The following is a 16,038-nucleotide window of genomic DNA, read 5'->3' as shown; positions in this document are numbered from 1 at the left end:
AATCAATGAAGTTGGTGCCATCTTTGCTCCCTTAAAATTCAGCATTAACCGTCAATCTCCGTTTTAATTCAAATAGATTCAATATTTCTATGCCGGCGTTTTACTGTTGTTTTCCAGATTGACATCAGGAACTACAGAATCCGGATCCAGTTTTACTTCGTTTATTTCCTTTTTAGAATCTACTTTGAATGTCCATTCTGTATTTCTTTTCCAGACCTCAACAGGAATTTTTACCGCCTGTGCTGTTCCATCTTTGAATCTGATCTGTACAGTTGTAGGCATTGGCAGCTGACCAATATTCTCAACAGTGATCTGAACTCCGTTTTTAAAATCTCCGTTGATGTATTGTACGTTTTTAACAGCCTGATCAATTTTCCATTTATTAAAGAACCATCCTCTCCAGAACCAGTTCAGTTCTTCTCCTGAAACATTTTCCATCGTATGGAAGAAATCCCATGGTGTAGGATGTTTGAATGCCCAGCGGTCTATATACGTTCTGAATGCTTTGTCAAACTTGTCAGGCCCGAGAACAGCTTCTCTTAAAACAGACAAACCGGCTCCCGGCTTGAAGTAAGCCAAAGCTCCTATACTTCTTTCCTTCATATTATCCGGTCCTACCATAACAGGTTCCAGATTGTCGGTCATCAAATAACTTCCTGAACGCGCAAGATTTGGTTTACGGTAATATTCTCCTTTATTGAAAGCTTCCGTTGAAAGTCCGTTAATGAATGTATTAAATCCTTCATCCATCCAGGCAAATAGTCTCTCATTAGATCCTACAATCATAGGAAACCAGTTGTGCCCAAACTCGTGATCTGTAACACCCCAAAGCTCTTCTCCTTTGGAATCCATATGGCAGAAAACAATTCCAGGATATTCCATTCCGCCTTCATTTCCTGCTACGTTGGTGGCAGCCGGATACGTATATTCATACCATTTTTTTGAATAATGCTCTATGGCAGCCTTTGTATATTCTGTAGACCTTCCCCATGCTTTTTCACCGGCACTTTCTGCAGGATAAGCCGAAATAGCCAAGGATTTCTTTCCACTAGGCAAGTTAATTTTTGCAGCATCTACAATAAATCCGGCAGAAGATGCCCACGCAAAATCTCTGGCCTGCGTGATTTTGAATTTCCAGGTTTTTGTACCGGAAGCTTTATTTTTACCGATTTCAGATTCAGGATGGATCATTACTGTCTTATCACTGGTTCTTGCCTCATTCCATCTGCTGATTTCTTCTTTGCTGTACACCTCTTTTTCATTCAGAAGTTCTCCGGATGCCACTACATAATGATTGGCGGGAACGGTAATATTGGCTGTAATATTTCCATACTCTAAATAGAATTCCGAAGCTCCAAGGTATGGAAGTGTATTCCATCCTAAAACATCATCATACACACACATTCTCGGATACCATTGTGCTATGGTAAATATTTTACCATTTTTAGTATCCTGGATTCCCATTCTGTCTGAGCCATAATCAGGGGAGACAAAAGAATATTCAATTTCTATTTTGGCAACTCCTCCATTGGCTTTCAGTTCTTTTGGAAGATCAATCTGCATTCTTGTATCGGTAATGGTATATTGTACTTCTCTTTTTCCGTCAAGCTTTACCGACTTAATTTTATATCCTCCATTAAATTCTTCACCATGCGCTCCATTTCTGCTTCCTGAAAGCGGGACTACCCCATTTCCTCTGGAATCTTTCGCAAAAAGGTTCTGATCCAGCTGCAGCCAAAGAAAACCTAATTTATCCGGACTGTTGTTGGTATAGGTAATCTGTGCTGTACCGGTAATCTCTTTTTTATCTTCATTCAGGCTGACGTTCAAATGGTAATCTGCTGAATTCTGCCAGTAAGCATGTCCCGGCTGCCCGCTTGCAGAACGTGTCGCCGTGCCTGTCTGGGGATAGAAAAATGGTTTAAATGCTTCTACATAATCATATTTCGGAGTTTGCTGTGCATATACAGATCCTGAGAACAGGACCACTGCAAGGGTCGAAACAAGGGTTGGAAGTTTACAATTCATTTGAAAAATTATTTACTGTATAGGTAAAAAAAATTCCCGGGTTTGTTACACATCCGGGAGTTTTTTTTAATAACAAGTTTAATTAATTGGATTTCTTTGATTTAATCATTGCTTCCAAAGCATCCCACATTTCGCCGGGAATTGCTTCAAGCATATTAAATTCTCCGGCTCCCTGAAGCCATTCTCCACCATCAATCGTTACCACTTCCCCATTCATATATGCTGAATAATCAGATACGAGATAAGCGGCAAGGTTGGCAAGCTCCTGATGTTCTCCTACTCTTCTCAACGGAACTTTTTTCTTCATATCAAATTTCTCCTGAAGATCACCCGGAAGAAGTCTGTCCCAGGCTCCTTTTGTAGGGAAGGGTCCCGGAGCAATCGCATTGAAACGGATTCCGTATTTTGCCCATTCTACCGCCAATGATCTGGTCATCGCCAAAACTCCTGCCTTTGCACAGGCGGATGGTACTACATAGGCAGAACCTGTCCATGCGTATGTGGTTACAATATTCAGTACAGTTCCCGGAGTTTTAGAATCTATCCAGTGTTTTCCTACCGAAAGGGTACAGTTTTTTGTTCCTTTTAAAACGATATCAAGGATAGAGTCAAAAGCAGAGTGAGTCAGCTTTTCTGTGGGAGAGATAAAGTTTCCGGCAGCATTATTCAATAAGATATCTATCTTTCCAAATTCTTTCAATGTTGCTTCTTTCATTGCTTCCACCTCATCCCAGTTTCTGACATCACAAGCTACACAAAGTACTTTACCTCCTGTTTCATCTTCCAGTTCTTTAGCTGTTGTCTGTAGTTTTTCCAGATTTCTGGAAGTAATCACGACTTTGGCACCCAGTTCAAGAAAGTATTTGGTCATTGCTTTTCCAAGACCGCTTCCGCCGCCCGTTACAATCGCTACTTTATCTTTTAGTGCACCTTCGCGCAGCATAGGTTGTGTATATAGATTCATAAAATATTTTTTTCTTAAAAATACTAAATATTGACATGCAATCCCTTAAAATAGGCTGATAAATAATGCTACAAATAATTATTCTCTACCCGTTTTTTAAACTGATCGTTTTTTTTAAAATAAAATAGCCTGATAATTACTTACCAGGCTGTTTTTTATTTTTTAAAACAATGTATTAAGCTGTAACCACTCCTTTAAATGAAAGCGTTTTAGGAGTTTTACTGTCGCTTGTAGTAACATTTACAGTCTTCATAAACGGACCACTTGCTGCTGCATTATAGCTGGCTTCTACAAATCCTTTTTTTCCCGGCTGGATAGGCGTTTTTGTATAATCTGCTGTAGTACATCCGCAAGAAGGAGCTACATTTTGTATAATAATCGGTTTTGAGCTTGTATTGGTGAATTCAAATCTGATCAATTTTGGTTTTCCCTGAGGGATATTTCCTACATCTATAGATTCTGATTTCCATTTAATACCATCAGCTACCATTTTTACAATAGATGGAGCATCTGCAGTAATTACATTCGCATAAAAAGGAGAGAATGCCAACACTGCCAAAAGGGCTGTAATTTTTAGTTTTTTCATGAGTATAAATTTTAATATTAAATTTCTTTCGATATAGCAAATGTAAAGCAGACAGTGATTACAACTTGTTAACCGCTGTCAAACATTTGTTAACGAGTTGTTAATAATAAAAGATAAATAGATATTTTTGGATAATATTGTTTCAGGAAATGAAAATAAAACAACTCAATATTATCATAACCCTGGGATTTGTTGCTATTATCGGAATTTTAATAGCACAGCTGATGTGGACCCGCCAGGCTTATAATCTTGAAGATAAAAAATTTAATCAGAAGGTCAATATTGCCTTAATGGAGGTTGCAGAAAAGCTCTCCGGTGGAAAGACATCCTATACAGAAAACCCTGTTCAGAACATTACCAATGACTATTACGTGGTTAATATCAACAATGAATTTCATCCCGTAGTGCTGGAATATTATCTGAAAACAGAATTCACCCGTTTTCAGATCAACACAGATTATGTGTATGCACTATACAACTGTCACAGTGATAAAATGGTGTACGGAAAATATATGACTTCCCATCAGGAAAGCCCCGGTAACAAGATGATCAATTTTCCGAAACACAAAAATCTGATCTATTACTTTTCTATCCGTTTTCCGGATAAAACAACGTATCTGATCAGTTCATTACGGTTCTGGTATCTCCTTACTTTTGCTCTTATTATCATTCTGCTGGTTTATGTATATTCTATTTACACGATTATCCAGCAGAAGAAATTTTCGGAACTGCAGCGTGATTTTATCAACAATATGACTCATGAATTTAAAACACCTTTATCCTCAATACTTCTAGCTTCAGAAGCACTCAATAAGCAGGAAATGGTAATGGAGAATTCCAAACTGCAGACTTACACCTCCATTATCATCAATCAAAGTCACAAGCTCAATAATCATATTGAGAAAATATTGAATATTGCCAAAAACGATGCTGCCGGACTTTCTTTAAAACCTCAAAAAATATTGCTGTTTCCTTTTATTCAAGAGATTGCAGATAACATACAGCAAAAAAATAAAGACCTCAGCATCGAGATCTATATTGAAAACAGCACTTCAGTAATGGCTGATGAATTTCACTTTACCAACATCATTTACAACCTTTTGGATAATTCCATCAAGTATTGTGAAACTAACCCTGTCATTAAAATTTCAGCCCATAAAGATTCAAAAGGGCTATATTTAAAGTTTAAAGACAACGGAATGGGGATACCTGCTAAAAATATTCCTCATATTTTTGAAAAATTTTACCGGGTACATACCAAAAAAAGTGAAGAAGTGAATGGTTTTGGACTGGGATTATTTTATGTAAAAAAAGTAGTTCAGCAGCATCACTGGAAAATTTCTGTGGAGAATAATGAAGACAAAGGAATTACCACAACGCTCTTCTGCCCGTTTTCAAATTAATCATGTGTAATATGGAGAAATCTAAAATTTTATATGCCGAAGATGATAAAACAATAGCTTTTCTGGTGGAAGACAGCCTGGAAAGCTATTATGACATCAGCTGCTATCCTGATGGTGAATCCGCATTGGAAGCATTTAACAGCAGGGATTTTGATATTTGTCTGCTGGATATTATGATGCCGGGCATAAATGGATTTGAGCTTGCACAACAGATCCGCAGTAAAAATTCTGACATCCCTATTATTTTCATTTCTGCAAAGGCTTTAAAAGAAGACAGAATCAAAGGGCTTAAAATAGGTGCGGATGATTATCTGGTAAAACCATTCAGCATTGAAGAACTGATGCTGAAAATTGAAGTTTTCTTGAAACGTACAAAGAAAACAGATACAGCTCCTTTAAAATATAAGGTTGGAAAGTATGATTTTGATCCTAAAAACTACACCCTGCAAGGGATAGATAACAAAATTACCCTTACCCAAAGAGAATCTGATCTCCTTTTATATTTTATCCGTCACAAAAATCTGGTGGTCAAAAGACAGGACATTTTGAAGGCTATCTGGGGCGATGATGATTATTTTATGGGGCGAAGTCTTGATGTATTTATTTCCCGGTTGCGAAAGGTACTGGCCGACGAACAGAATGTTCTGATAGAAAACCTGCACGGAATAGGTTTCCGCTTTTCCGAAAAAGAATAAATAATATTCAAATTATCTAAAACACAACAGCAAATGATGATTTTAATTAATTTTAAACTTTGAAAATTTGTCATTAATGAAAAATCACAGATCTACTGTTTTTCTATTTCTTTTATGTGTAAGTACACAGTTTAAGGCTCAAAAATCTGAAAAATTAATACATTATGTCAATCCTCTGATCGGAACCGAAAAGATGGGCCATACGTATCCCGGAGCTACGGTTCCTTTTGGCGCCGTACAGCTAAGCCCTGAAACAGATACCATTTCTTATGCGCTTAATGGAAAATACAATGGTGAAGTTTATAAATACTGTGCCGGCTACCGTTATGAAGATAAAACCATTGTAGGTTTCAGTTCTACCCACTTCAGTGGAACAGGACACTCTGATCTGGGAGATTTTCTGGTGATGCCTACTGTAGGAAAACTTCAGTTGAATCCGGGAACAGCTTCCAATCCGGAAAGTGGTTACAGAAGCAGGTTTTCACATCAGAATGAAACGGCAGAAGCCGGATATTATAAAGTAAAACTGGATGACCACAATATTCTGGCAGAGCTTACAGCAACACCAAGAGTGGGAATTCACCGCTATACTTTCCCAAAGTCTGACCAGTCTCATATTATTCTGGATCTGATGGCAGGCATCTACAATTATGACGGAAAAAATATATGGACATACGTGCGTGTAGAAAACGGAAATACCATCACAGGTTACCGTCAGACGAACGGCTGGGCAAGAACCAGAACAGTTTATTTTGCCATGAAGTTTTCAAAACCTTTTAAATCTTATGGTCAGCAAAATTATGATGAGAAGCAGGTTTACAAAGGATTTTGGCGAAAATTTGACCAAAATCAGAATTTCCCGGAGATCGCAGGTAAAAACCTGAAAATGTATTTTGATTTTGACACCAATAAAAATGAAGCGATTGAAGTAAAATTGGCCATTTCACCGGTAAGCCAGACCAATGCTTTGGAAAACCTGGAAAAGGAAGCCGGAAATATAACTTTTGATCAGGCTAAGGCTCAAGCTCAAAACAATTGGTATAAGGAATTAAATAAAATTGTCATCAAAGGTTCTGATACTGAAAAGACGAATTTTTATACGGCCATGTATCATACCTTTATTAATCCCACCACTTATATGGACGTCAATGGAGAATATAAAGGGCTGGATCAGAATGTTCACAAAGCAGATGGTTTTACCAATTACACAACCTTCTCTCTGTGGGATACATACCGTACGCTGCATCCTTTCTTTAATATTATCCAGCCTAAACGAAATGGGGACATGGTAAAATCTATGATGGCCCATTATAATCAGTTTTCAATGAAAATGCTGCCTATCTGGTCCCATTATGCCAATGACAACTGGTGTATGAGCGGATATCACAGTGTAAGCGTTGTAGCTGACGCTATCATTAAAGGAAGTTATGACGGTGATCCTGAAGAAGCCTTAAAAGCGTGTATAGAAACTGCTAACAAAAGAAATTACGAAGGCATTGGTCAATATATTGATCTTGGCTACATTCCGGCAGAAAAAAACGGAACTTCAGTTTCCAACACACTGGAATATGCGTATGACGACTGGGCAATTGCCCAACTGGCAAAACATTTAAACAAAACAGAAATCTACAATCAGTTTATCAAGCGGTCTGAAAACTGGAAAAATAATTTCGACAAAACCATCGGGTTTATGCGTCCACGTCTGGCAGATGGAAGCTTTAAAAAGGATTTTGATGTGTTAAGTACTCATGGACAAGGCTTTATTGAAGGGAATTCATGGAACTACAGCTTCTTCGTTCCGCAAAATCCTGATGAGCTGATCACTCTGATGGGCGGAAAGAAAAAATTTGCATCCAAACTGGATGAGCTGTTCACCATGCACTTACCAGACGAATTTTTTGCAGAAACTGAAGATATTACCCGCGAAGGAATTATCGGCGGATATGTTCACGGAAATGAACCTGCCCACCACGTTGCTTATTTTTATAACTGGGCAGGACAGCCATGGAAAGCACAGGCACAGATCCGACGTATTCTGGAAATGCAATATAAAGCAACACCGGACGGACTGGGAGGAAATGATGATGCAGGACAAATGAGCGCCTGGTATATTCTAAGTTCATTAGGATTTTATCCTATCGCTCCAGGTTCGGAAGATTATGCTATCGGAAGCCCTGCGATTGATAACGCAGTATTGAATCTGGAGAATGGAAAAACTTTTGAAATTGAAGCCATTAATCAGGGGCCCGAGAACGTATATGTTCAGAAAATTATTTTGAATGGAAAGGAAATTAAAAATTTCACATTGAAGCATTCTGAAATTATGAATGGGGGGGAAACTCACATTTTATATGGGAAGTAAAGCGAAAAGGTAAAATATTCTCGCAGATTTTTCGGATTGTGCAGATGATCGGGTTTAAAAATCTATGTAATCTCTCAGATCTGCGAAAGTCGAATAATAAGCTTGGGCTAGAGCCGATGGAGATCTACAAAAAGAGCGGGCTAACGCCGCTCCAATTGATTATTTCTCTGAACATTTTTCGTTATATAATTTGGTTCCTTCAGTTTGCTCCAGATCTTTTAATTTTTTTAATGCAGTACATGCAACGTCTGTTTTGTTTTGTGCTGTTGCAATTGAAGCAACGTTGTACAATGCTTCTGTATTTGTATTATCATCTTCATGAGCCTTATTGAAAAAGTAAACTGCATTATCAAATTTTTGATTGTTGATAGCTTTTAAACCTTTATTAAAATTTTCTGCAGAAACAAACCTATCTTTTATATTCACCACAACTCCTTTGTCTTCATGATAAGGAATCAAGTTATAAAAAGCGAGGCTACCAGAACCTTCTTCCATTTCGCTCTTCAATCGGTAAGGAATAATAATTTTTTCAAAGTTCTCATAACCTGTTATATCCCATAATTTATAATCCTTTTGTAAAGTTACCTTAAATAAATCAATACTTTTTTGATTGTCTTTATTCTGTTTCTTATTATCTGTTTTCACTTCAATCTCTTGTTTTTTGGGGAAAATTCTAATTTCTCCATCTACAATAAAATTGTGTACATACTTTTTCTTCGAATACATTTCCATCATTTCAGTAATTATTCCTTTTGTCAATGTTGGAGTAATATTTCTCGAAGTAATTATAATGGAATCGCCTGCTGATTCATTTGTAAAATTCCTGACAAGAATAGATGTTTTGACAAACTTCATCCTTCTTATTTTATCAGGAAAAGTTATCCCATCCACTTTCTGTATGACAATTAATGAGTCTGGTGTTAGTGTTTCAATTTCATAAGCAGACTTGTCTGATAGTTTCATCAAGTTCTTTTCAAATTTAAAATCCTTGCATTTTGTTCTTTCTATAGCCCAAGGGTCAATACATTCGCATATGTTATTTCCTTCAATCTTCCATACCAAAAATCGATACGCCTCTCGTGATAAATCTCTACTTCCATCTAACATAATAGATTTCACATGTGTCCATGAAGAATTTGAAAGCAATTGTGTATTGATTTGTGAACTAAGATTTAATGAAATTGATAGAAATAGCAATAAAAAGAGCTTGTACATAGGTATTAATTATTTTTTGCACGAAGCTACATAAATTTAAAGTATCTTGAAACTTAAAGAGTATCTAACTTAATCATTCGTCAATCTTTAATAATCTTACAGCTTAGTTTTGGCTGAAGCCAGTGGCAGATTTTAAAATAAGAAAGCGGGCTAAAACCCACTCCTATCGATTATTATAGTTTCTAAGAGAGTTTTTGCAATTTTATGATTTCGCTTTTTTGTCTTCTTAATCCCTTGCTTCAAAAAGCAATCGCTCTCCAAATTTCTCCTCAGCAATTGTACCATTATCATACACCAGATGTCCATTAACAAAAGTGTGGGTAACTTTAGAATGGAAGTTCATCCCTTCCAATGGGCTCCAACCGCATTTATACAGCAAATTGTCTTTGGAAACCGTCCAGTCTTGATTTACATCTACTAAAACCAAATCCGCTTTATATCCTTCTCTCACAAAACCTCTTTTTTCAACTTTGAAAAGAATTGCCGGGTTATGACACATCTTTTCAACGATTTTCTCAAGGGAGATTTTACCGTTTTTATAGTTTTCAAGCATCACTACCAGCGAATGCTGTACTAACGGAGCTCCTGAAGGGCATTTTGTATATACATTGTTCTTTTCTTCTGCAGTATGTGGAGCATGATCTGTAGCAACCACATCAATTCTGTCATCCAGCAAGGCTTCCCAAAGGGCATCTTTATCTTTCTGAGTTTTTACCGCTGGATTCCATTTGATAAGTCCGCCTTTTGTTTCATAATCATCATTGGTAAAAGTAAGATGATGAACACATACCTCAGCGGTGATCTTTTTATCTTTTAACGGAATATCATTTCTGAAAAGCTCCATTTCTTTTGCTGTTGAAAGGTGAAAAACATGGAGTCTCGCACCTGTTTTTTCGGCAAGTTCAATAGCTTTGGATGAAGATTTATAACATGCTTCTTCGCTTCTGATCAGGTGATGGAATTTTACAGGAATATCATCCCCATATTCATCCATATATTTCTGAGTATTGGCTTTGATGGTGGCTTCATCTTCACAGTGAACCGCAATCAGCATTTTGGTATTGCTGAAAATATTCTCCAGTGTTTCCGGATTATCCACCAGCATATTTCCTGTAGATGAACCTAAGAATAATTTGATTCCCGGAACATTTCTCGGATTTGTTTTCAAAATTTCCTCCAGATTATCATTCGTTCCTCCCATCATAAAACCGTAGTTGGCATACGCTTTTTGAGAAGCGATCTCATATTTGTCTGCCAGCAGTTCCTGAGTAACCGCATTGGGCACCGTATTGGGCTGATCTATAAAACTGGTCACACCGCCTGCAATGGCTGATCTTGATTCGCTTTCAATATCTCCTTTATGGGTAAGTCCCGGTTCACGGAAGTGCACCTGATCATCAATCACTCCCGGAAGAAGATACTTTCCTGAACCCTCAATGATCTGATCTGCATCTTCAGAAATACCGGCAGCTATTTTAGATATTAAGTCATTTTCTATCAGGATATCGCTTTCAAAGACTTTTCCTTCGTTGACGATATTTACGTTTTTTATAAGAACTTTCATTTCAATTTATTTCTCCGTAAAATTAAGATTTTAAGTTTTAATTAGCCCCAAAATCGCAAAACGAATGCTTAAAGTTTTACATTTGCAAAAAAAATTCGACTTTGTATAAGAAACTATTAGGACAGACAATCATCTACGGAGTAGGAGCAATAGCACCAAGAATCATTCTATTCATCCTTAATCCACTTTTGATCTATAAGATTCCCAATGAAGGTTTTGCAATTTTCACGCAGCTTTATGCGTGGATATCATTCGTTAATATTATCCTTTCGTTTGGTTTTGAAACAGCATATTTCAGATTTTCAGCCGAAGAGGATAACGAGAAAAAAACGTTCAATACCTCATTCTGGTTTTTATTTTCTACCTCCACTATTTTCCTTGCATTGTGCTATGTATTCAATCAGCCTATAGCAGATTATGCAGGATACCATGACAACCCTGAATACATCAGATGGTTTGCATTGATTGCCTTTTTTGACAATTTATTGGTAATCCCTTTTGCATGGCTGCGTTTCCACAATAAACCTATCAAATATTCTGCAGTAAGAATTGTTCAGTCTGTATTTCAGGCCATTTTTACAGCAGCATTATTCTTCTGGATTCCATCAAGTGTATCAAAAAGTATGGGACTAGACCAAAATGTGGACTTTCCGTTCTTCAGTAATCTTGCAGGAAGCGTATTGGGCTTTTTATTGCTGTTTCCTATTATATTGAAGGTAAGGTTCCAGTTTGTTACCTCTTTGTTTAAGCGCATGATCAAATATTCCTTTCCGCTTATGCTGGCAGGTTTCGCATTTATGATTAATGAAAACTTTGATAAATCTATCCAGAGAAATTATATTTCAGATGAAGAAGCCGGTGCTTATGGAGGCTGCTATAAGCTGGCTGTACTGATGACACTGTTTGTTACTGCATACCGAATGGGGATCGAACCTTTCTTTTTTAAACAAATGGATAAAGGCGACGCTAAAAAAACGTATGCGAAAGTAGCTGAATATTTTGCCTTTTTTGCATGCGCTGTTGCCTTAGGAATTATTGCCAATATATCATGGCTGAAGGCGGTTTTCATTCCTAATAAATCGTATTGGATCGCTATAGATATCATTCCAATTATTGTCATTGCCAACCTTTGCTTCGGAATATATTACAACTTTTCAACATGGTATAAAGTAACGGATAGAACCAGTATGGGAACTGTTATTTCATGGCTCGGAGCAGCGATCAACATTGCGCTCAACCTGTTAGCATTAAATTACTACCACAGCATGATGGGTTCCGCATGGGCAACTTTCGGAGCTTATGTTATTATGATGATTGTTTCTTATCTGCTGGGCCAAAAATATTATCCTATCCCCTACAGAATGAAGAAAATGTCTTTTTTTCTGATCCTGCTTGGAATTTTCAGCCTCATCATTGTAAAGTATCTTAACTATAATATCATCACAAGTAATCTATTATTTTTAATCTTTACCGGAATTTTGATTTATTCTGAAAAAAACTTGATTTTATCAAGAATCCGAAAGAATTAAACTTTGGTCTTTATTTTGCTAGTAAAAAAACCTATTGTTAACAACAATATTAAAAAGATATAAATCATAACCCATCAAAGGTTTTAATTATTATCTTTAACCTTATTATTTAAAATAACTAATAAAACATCTTTTATATATATAATTTATGAAAATTATTGTTCCTATGGCTGGACGTGGTTCCAGATTACGTCCACATACACTGACAGTTCCAAAACCTCTTATTCCTATTGCAGGAAAACCTATCGTACAGAGATTGGTGGAAGATATTGCTAAAGTTGCGGGTGAAAATATTGAAGAGGTAGCTTTTATCATCGGAGATTTTGGTCCTGAGATCGAAAGATCTCTTATTCAGATTGCTGAAAAGCTGGGAGCAAAAGGAAGTATATATTATCAAAACGACCCTCTCGGAACCGCTCATGCGATCAAATGTGCGGAGCAGTCAATGCAGGGAGACATTGTTATTGCTTTTGCAGATACTCTTTTCCGTGCAGACTTCCAATTGGATAAAAATTCGGATGGAGTAATCTGGGTGAAAAGCGTTGAAGATCCATCTTCTTTCGGAGTAGTTAAATTAGATAATTACGGCTTCATTACCGACTTTGTTGAAAAACCGACGACTTACGTTTCAGATCTTGCCATTATTGGTATTTATTACTTCAACAGTGCTGAAAAGCTAATGGAAGAAATCAACTATATCATGGACAATGATATTAAAAACGGAGGTGAATATCAATTGACAACTGCCCTTGAAAATCTTAGAGCCAAAGGCGCTAAATTTTCCCTTGGAAAAGTAAACGACTGGATGGATTGCGGTAACAAAAACGCTACTGTAGAAACCAATAGTAAAATCCTTGAATATGAAAGAGAGGCAATGAAGAACTATCCTGCTTCAGCAGTGATTGAAAACTCTCTGATCATCCAACCGTGCTTTATTGGTGAAAATGTAAAAATCTCCAATTCTAAAGTTGGACCTGGCGTTTCATTAGGAAACAATACTACTATTGTCAATTCTAATATTGAAAATTCCCTGATTCAGGAAAATACAAGAATCAATCATGGAAATCTATCCAATTCTATGATCGGTAATTCGGCACAATATTTCGGAGTTGCCAGAGAGATTTCTTTAGGGGACTATTCCGTTTTAGATTTTTTATCTAAATAAAACAGAAAATATTGATATTAAACAAAACCTATCATCAGACCACACAAAATGCTTTGTGTGGTTTGGCGTTAATATTGCAACGTATTTTTAATTAAAGATAAATACATGAAAAATTGGATCCCTTTTCTTTTATTGCTTCTCGCTCTATCATCCTGTAAGACCCGTAACACTGCTCAAAGTGACACAGATCATACACGGGACAGCATTAATACTACAAAAGATAACGGAGATCCAAAAGATGCCAATGAAGCCGTAAGGGATAAACTCACTTTTTATGAGCATGTATTGATTCCGCCAAAATTTGAACAAATCAAAATAGACAGCAAAGTAAAAGTGGAAACAGGAAGCTATGTTCCTACACTGGATGCTACCATCTATATTGAAAATGATAAAAAGGTATGGATGAATCTCCGCGCTTTGTTCATCAACGCTGCAAGAGGTATTGCCACTCCGGAAGGAATAAAAGGACAGGATAAAATCAATAAAACTTATATAGATTCCGATTTTGATTATCTTAATAATTTACTCAATGTTAATTTCATTGATTACAAATCATTGGAAAAAATCCTGTTAGGAAGAACCTTTATTAAAATCAACGACAGACAGTTTGATCTGACACAAAATGCACAGGGATTTAAAATGGTTTCCAATACCAATCAGAAGATTATAACGGATGAAAAAAAGAGAGAGTATAAAGTTGCCATGCAGTATGACACCAATTACGATTTATTAACCGTTAATCTGAAAGATATTCTGTCATCGGACGAGCTGGAAGTTTCTTACAGCGACTGGAATGACTACGAAGGAATCCGCCTTCCTAAAAATGTTAAAATAATTATAAAAGGCTCAAAATCTAGTCAGATTTTACTGGAAAACACGAAATTTGACTTTTCGAGGATGGAAACACCTTATTCTGTACCATCCAGTTATAAGAAAATTGAGATTAAATGATTAAAAAATTTAGCTTTTTAATAGGTGTTTTGATGTTCGGACTGCACCAGGGACAGCAGAACAAAGAACAGCTGCAGAAGCAGAATGCCGAACTTAAAAAACAAATTGCACAAATAAATACCGATTTAGCCAAAACCAGAAGTGAGTCTAAACTTTCTGTTGCCTACCTTTCCAGTGTTAACCAAAAACTGGTTTTAAGAGAACAGGTATATAATAATACCCAGAAAGAAAAAAGATTCATTGAAGATGATATCTATTTACGTCAGCTGGAAATCAACCGCCAGAACAAAGAACTGGCCGTTTTAAGGAAAAACTATGCTGAGGTTTTGGTGAATGCTTATAAAAACAAAGGAGTACAGAACAAAGTAACCTTTATACTTTCTGCTAAAAATCTAGGAGAAGCCATACGAAGAGTTCAGTACCTGAAACAATACTCAGACTACCAGGATAAAAAAGCAGCTGAAATCACAGATGCTGCCAATCTGATCAAAAAAACCATCGCCCAAAAACAAAATTCTGTAAAAGCCAAAGAAAATCTTTTGGTAAACCAGCAAAAAGATTTGGCAACCATCAACGCTGAAAGAGCGCAAAAAGAACAATTGGTAGCCGAATTCAAGAAAAACGAATCCAAGCTGACCGCTGAGCTGAAGCAAAAACAAGTTCAGTCCAAAGCATTGGAAGGACAGATCAGGGCAATTATTGCGGAAGAAATCAGAATCGCCAAAGCGGAAGAAGAAGCCAGAAAAAAAGCGGAAGCAGAAAAAATACGTCTGGCAAAACTGGCTGCAGAAAGAGAAAAGGCAAGAATCGAAGCCGAGGCCAAAGCAAGAGCTGAAGCTCTTGAAAGAGAGAGAAGACTCGCAGAAGCTGAAGCTAAGAGAGCAGCAGATCTGGCAGCAAAAAGAGCTGAAGAAGAAAGAAAACGTAATGAAGAAGCAGCAAAAGCCGAAGCCAATGCCAAGGATGAAGCCAGAAGAATAGCAGCTAAAAAGGCATCAGATGAAGCTAATGCCAAAGCTAAAGAGGCTGCAGATAAACTGACTGCAGCAAGAGCCGCAGAAGCTGCCCTTACAAAAAGAAAAGAGGAAGATAAAAAAGCTGCTGAAACAAAGGCTATGACAAGCTACGGAGTTTCCACCGCTACCGGAAACAGTTTCGCTGATAACAGGGGAAGACTTGGATATCCTGCGGACAGGGCCGGACAGATCACGCACCGTTTCGGAAGACAGCCACATCCGGTTTTTAAAAATATTACTGAAGAAAACAACGGAATTAAAATTTCCGTGCCTTCAGGTACACGGGCAAAATCTGTATTCCCGGGATCAGTATCTTCGGTACTGGCCAACAATGACGGAACAAAGACAGTAATCATCAAGCACGGAAGCTATTTTACCATTTATTCCAATTTAGGAAATGTAAATGTTTCAAAAGGACAGCAGGTTTCCTCAGGAACTCCGGTTGGAACAATAGCCCAGGATTTTGATGGTGCTTATACGCTTGATTTCCAAGTATGGAACGGAAGCACACCAGTTGATCCATTAGGTTGGATTTCATATTAAAAAAAGTGTAACTTTGC

The 16,038-nt window shown here is 37.1% G+C and carries 11 protein-coding genes and 1 pseudogene; 7 read left to right on the top strand and 5 right to left on the bottom strand.

Annotation, left to right across the window (positions count from 1 at the left end):
• Nucleotides 1-87: 87 nt before the first annotated feature.
• The 3 genes from ACP3T3_RS17505 to ACP3T3_RS17495 form a co-directional block, all read right to left on the bottom strand.
• On the bottom strand, nt 88-2,028 hold the full coding sequence (locus tag ACP3T3_RS17505; RefSeq protein WP_426477053.1) for a M1 family metallopeptidase: 1,941 nt from the start codon (nt 2,026-2,028) through the stop codon (nt 88-90).
• An 82-nt stretch (nt 2,029-2,110) separates the two neighbouring features.
• Nucleotides 2,111-2,992, bottom strand: a complete 882-nt coding sequence (locus ACP3T3_RS17500) for an SDR family oxidoreductase (protein WP_426477052.1) — start codon at nt 2,990-2,992, stop codon at nt 2,111-2,113.
• A 175-nt stretch (nt 2,993-3,167) separates the two neighbouring features.
• Nucleotides 3,168-3,578 (bottom strand): DUF1573 domain-containing protein, encoded by a 411-nt coding sequence (locus ACP3T3_RS17495; protein ID WP_426477051.1) that lies wholly within the window; start codon nt 3,576-3,578, stop codon nt 3,168-3,170.
• Between the two features lie 149 nt (nt 3,579-3,727).
• On the opposite strand from ACP3T3_RS17495, the gene ACP3T3_RS17490 reads away from it, so the two are divergent.
• From ACP3T3_RS17490 to ACP3T3_RS17480, 3 genes and pseudogenes are all read left to right on the top strand, one after another.
• Entirely contained in the window at nt 3,728-4,981 is a 1,254-nt protein-coding gene (locus ACP3T3_RS17490; protein WP_426477050.1) for a sensor histidine kinase, read from the top strand.
• An 11-nt stretch (nt 4,982-4,992) separates the two neighbouring features.
• Nucleotides 4,993-5,676: a response regulator transcription factor gene (locus ACP3T3_RS17485; RefSeq protein WP_426477049.1), complete on the top strand. Its 684-nt coding sequence runs from the start codon at nt 4,993-4,995 to the stop codon at nt 5,674-5,676.
• A gap of 76 nt (nt 5,677-5,752) precedes the next feature.
• A pseudogene (locus tag ACP3T3_RS17480) lies at nt 5,753-8,051 on the top strand (GH92 family glycosyl hydrolase).
• A gap of 146 nt (nt 8,052-8,197) precedes the next feature.
• Here the strand turns inward: ACP3T3_RS17480 and ACP3T3_RS17475 are convergent.
• Both ACP3T3_RS17475 and ACP3T3_RS17470 read right to left on the bottom strand, forming a co-directional pair.
• Entirely contained in the window at nt 8,198-9,145 is a 948-nt protein-coding gene (locus ACP3T3_RS17475) for a tetratricopeptide repeat protein (protein ID WP_426477048.1), read from the bottom strand.
• Nucleotides 9,146-9,479: 334 nt separating this feature from the next.
• The gene (locus tag ACP3T3_RS17470; RefSeq protein WP_426477047.1) at nt 9,480-10,817 is read right to left on the bottom strand and encodes a dihydroorotase; all 1,338 of its coding nucleotides are present in this window, start codon (nt 10,815-10,817) and stop codon (nt 9,480-9,482) included.
• A 101-nt stretch (nt 10,818-10,918) separates the two neighbouring features.
• Here ACP3T3_RS17470 and ACP3T3_RS17465 point away from each other — a divergent pair, with 101 nt between their 5' ends.
• The 4 genes from ACP3T3_RS17465 (at nt 10,919) to ACP3T3_RS17450 (ending at nt 16,021) form a co-directional block, all read left to right on the top strand.
• Nucleotides 10,919-12,346 (top strand): oligosaccharide flippase family protein, encoded by a 1,428-nt coding sequence (locus tag ACP3T3_RS17465; RefSeq protein ID WP_426477046.1) that lies wholly within the window; start codon nt 10,919-10,921, stop codon nt 12,344-12,346.
• Between the two features lie 148 nt (nt 12,347-12,494).
• Entirely contained in the window at nt 12,495-13,511 is a 1,017-nt protein-coding gene (locus tag ACP3T3_RS17460; protein ID WP_426477045.1) for a sugar phosphate nucleotidyltransferase, read from the top strand.
• A 105-nt stretch (nt 13,512-13,616) separates the two neighbouring features.
• A complete protein-coding gene (locus tag ACP3T3_RS17455; protein ID WP_426477044.1) occupies nt 13,617-14,462 on the top strand; it encodes a DUF4292 domain-containing protein in 846 nt (281 codons plus the stop codon).
• Entirely contained in the window at nt 14,459-16,021 is a 1,563-nt protein-coding gene (locus ACP3T3_RS17450) for a peptidoglycan DD-metalloendopeptidase family protein (RefSeq protein WP_426477043.1), read from the top strand. The genes ACP3T3_RS17455 and ACP3T3_RS17450 overlap by 4 nt, the downstream gene beginning before the upstream one ends.
• Nucleotides 16,022-16,038: the final 17 nt, after the last annotated feature.

The organism is Chryseobacterium sp. CBSDS_008 (assembly GCF_049959325.1).
Lineage (GTDB): Bacteria > Bacteroidota > Bacteroidia > Flavobacteriales > Weeksellaceae > Chryseobacterium.
The sequence above is the reverse complement of the archived record's forward strand: the minus strand, read 5'-3'. Positions and strand labels throughout refer to the sequence as shown.

Bases quoted from the DNA above. Each gene is read 5' to 3' on its own strand.
- ACP3T3_RS17490 (WP_426477050.1), top strand. From the start codon at position 3,728: ATGAAAATAAAACAACTCAATATTATCATAACCCTGGGATTTGTTGCT.
- ACP3T3_RS17470 (WP_426477047.1), bottom strand. From the start codon at position 10,817: ATGAAAGTTCTTATAAAAAACGTAAATATCGTCAACGAAGGAAAAGTC.
- ACP3T3_RS17475 (WP_426477048.1), bottom strand. From the start codon at position 9,145: ATGTTAGATGGAAGTAGAGATTTATCACGAGAGGCGTATCGATTTTTG.
- ACP3T3_RS17500 (WP_426477052.1), bottom strand. From the start codon at position 2,992: ATGAATCTATATACACAACCTATGCTGCGCGAAGGTGCACTAAAAGAT.
- ACP3T3_RS17455 (WP_426477044.1), top strand. From the start codon at position 13,617: ATGAAAAATTGGATCCCTTTTCTTTTATTGCTTCTCGCTCTATCATCC.
- ACP3T3_RS17505 (WP_426477053.1), bottom strand. From the start codon at position 2,028: ATGAATTGTAAACTTCCAACCCTTGTTTCGACCCTTGCAGTGGTCCTG.
- ACP3T3_RS17485 (WP_426477049.1), top strand. From the start codon at position 4,993: ATGGAGAAATCTAAAATTTTATATGCCGAAGATGATAAAACAATAGCT.
- ACP3T3_RS17450 (WP_426477043.1), top strand. From the start codon at position 14,459: ATGATTAAAAAATTTAGCTTTTTAATAGGTGTTTTGATGTTCGGACTG.
- ACP3T3_RS17460 (WP_426477045.1), top strand. From the start codon at position 12,495: ATGAAAATTATTGTTCCTATGGCTGGACGTGGTTCCAGATTACGTCCA.
- ACP3T3_RS17495 (WP_426477051.1), bottom strand. From the start codon at position 3,578: ATGAAAAAACTAAAAATTACAGCCCTTTTGGCAGTGTTGGCATTCTCT.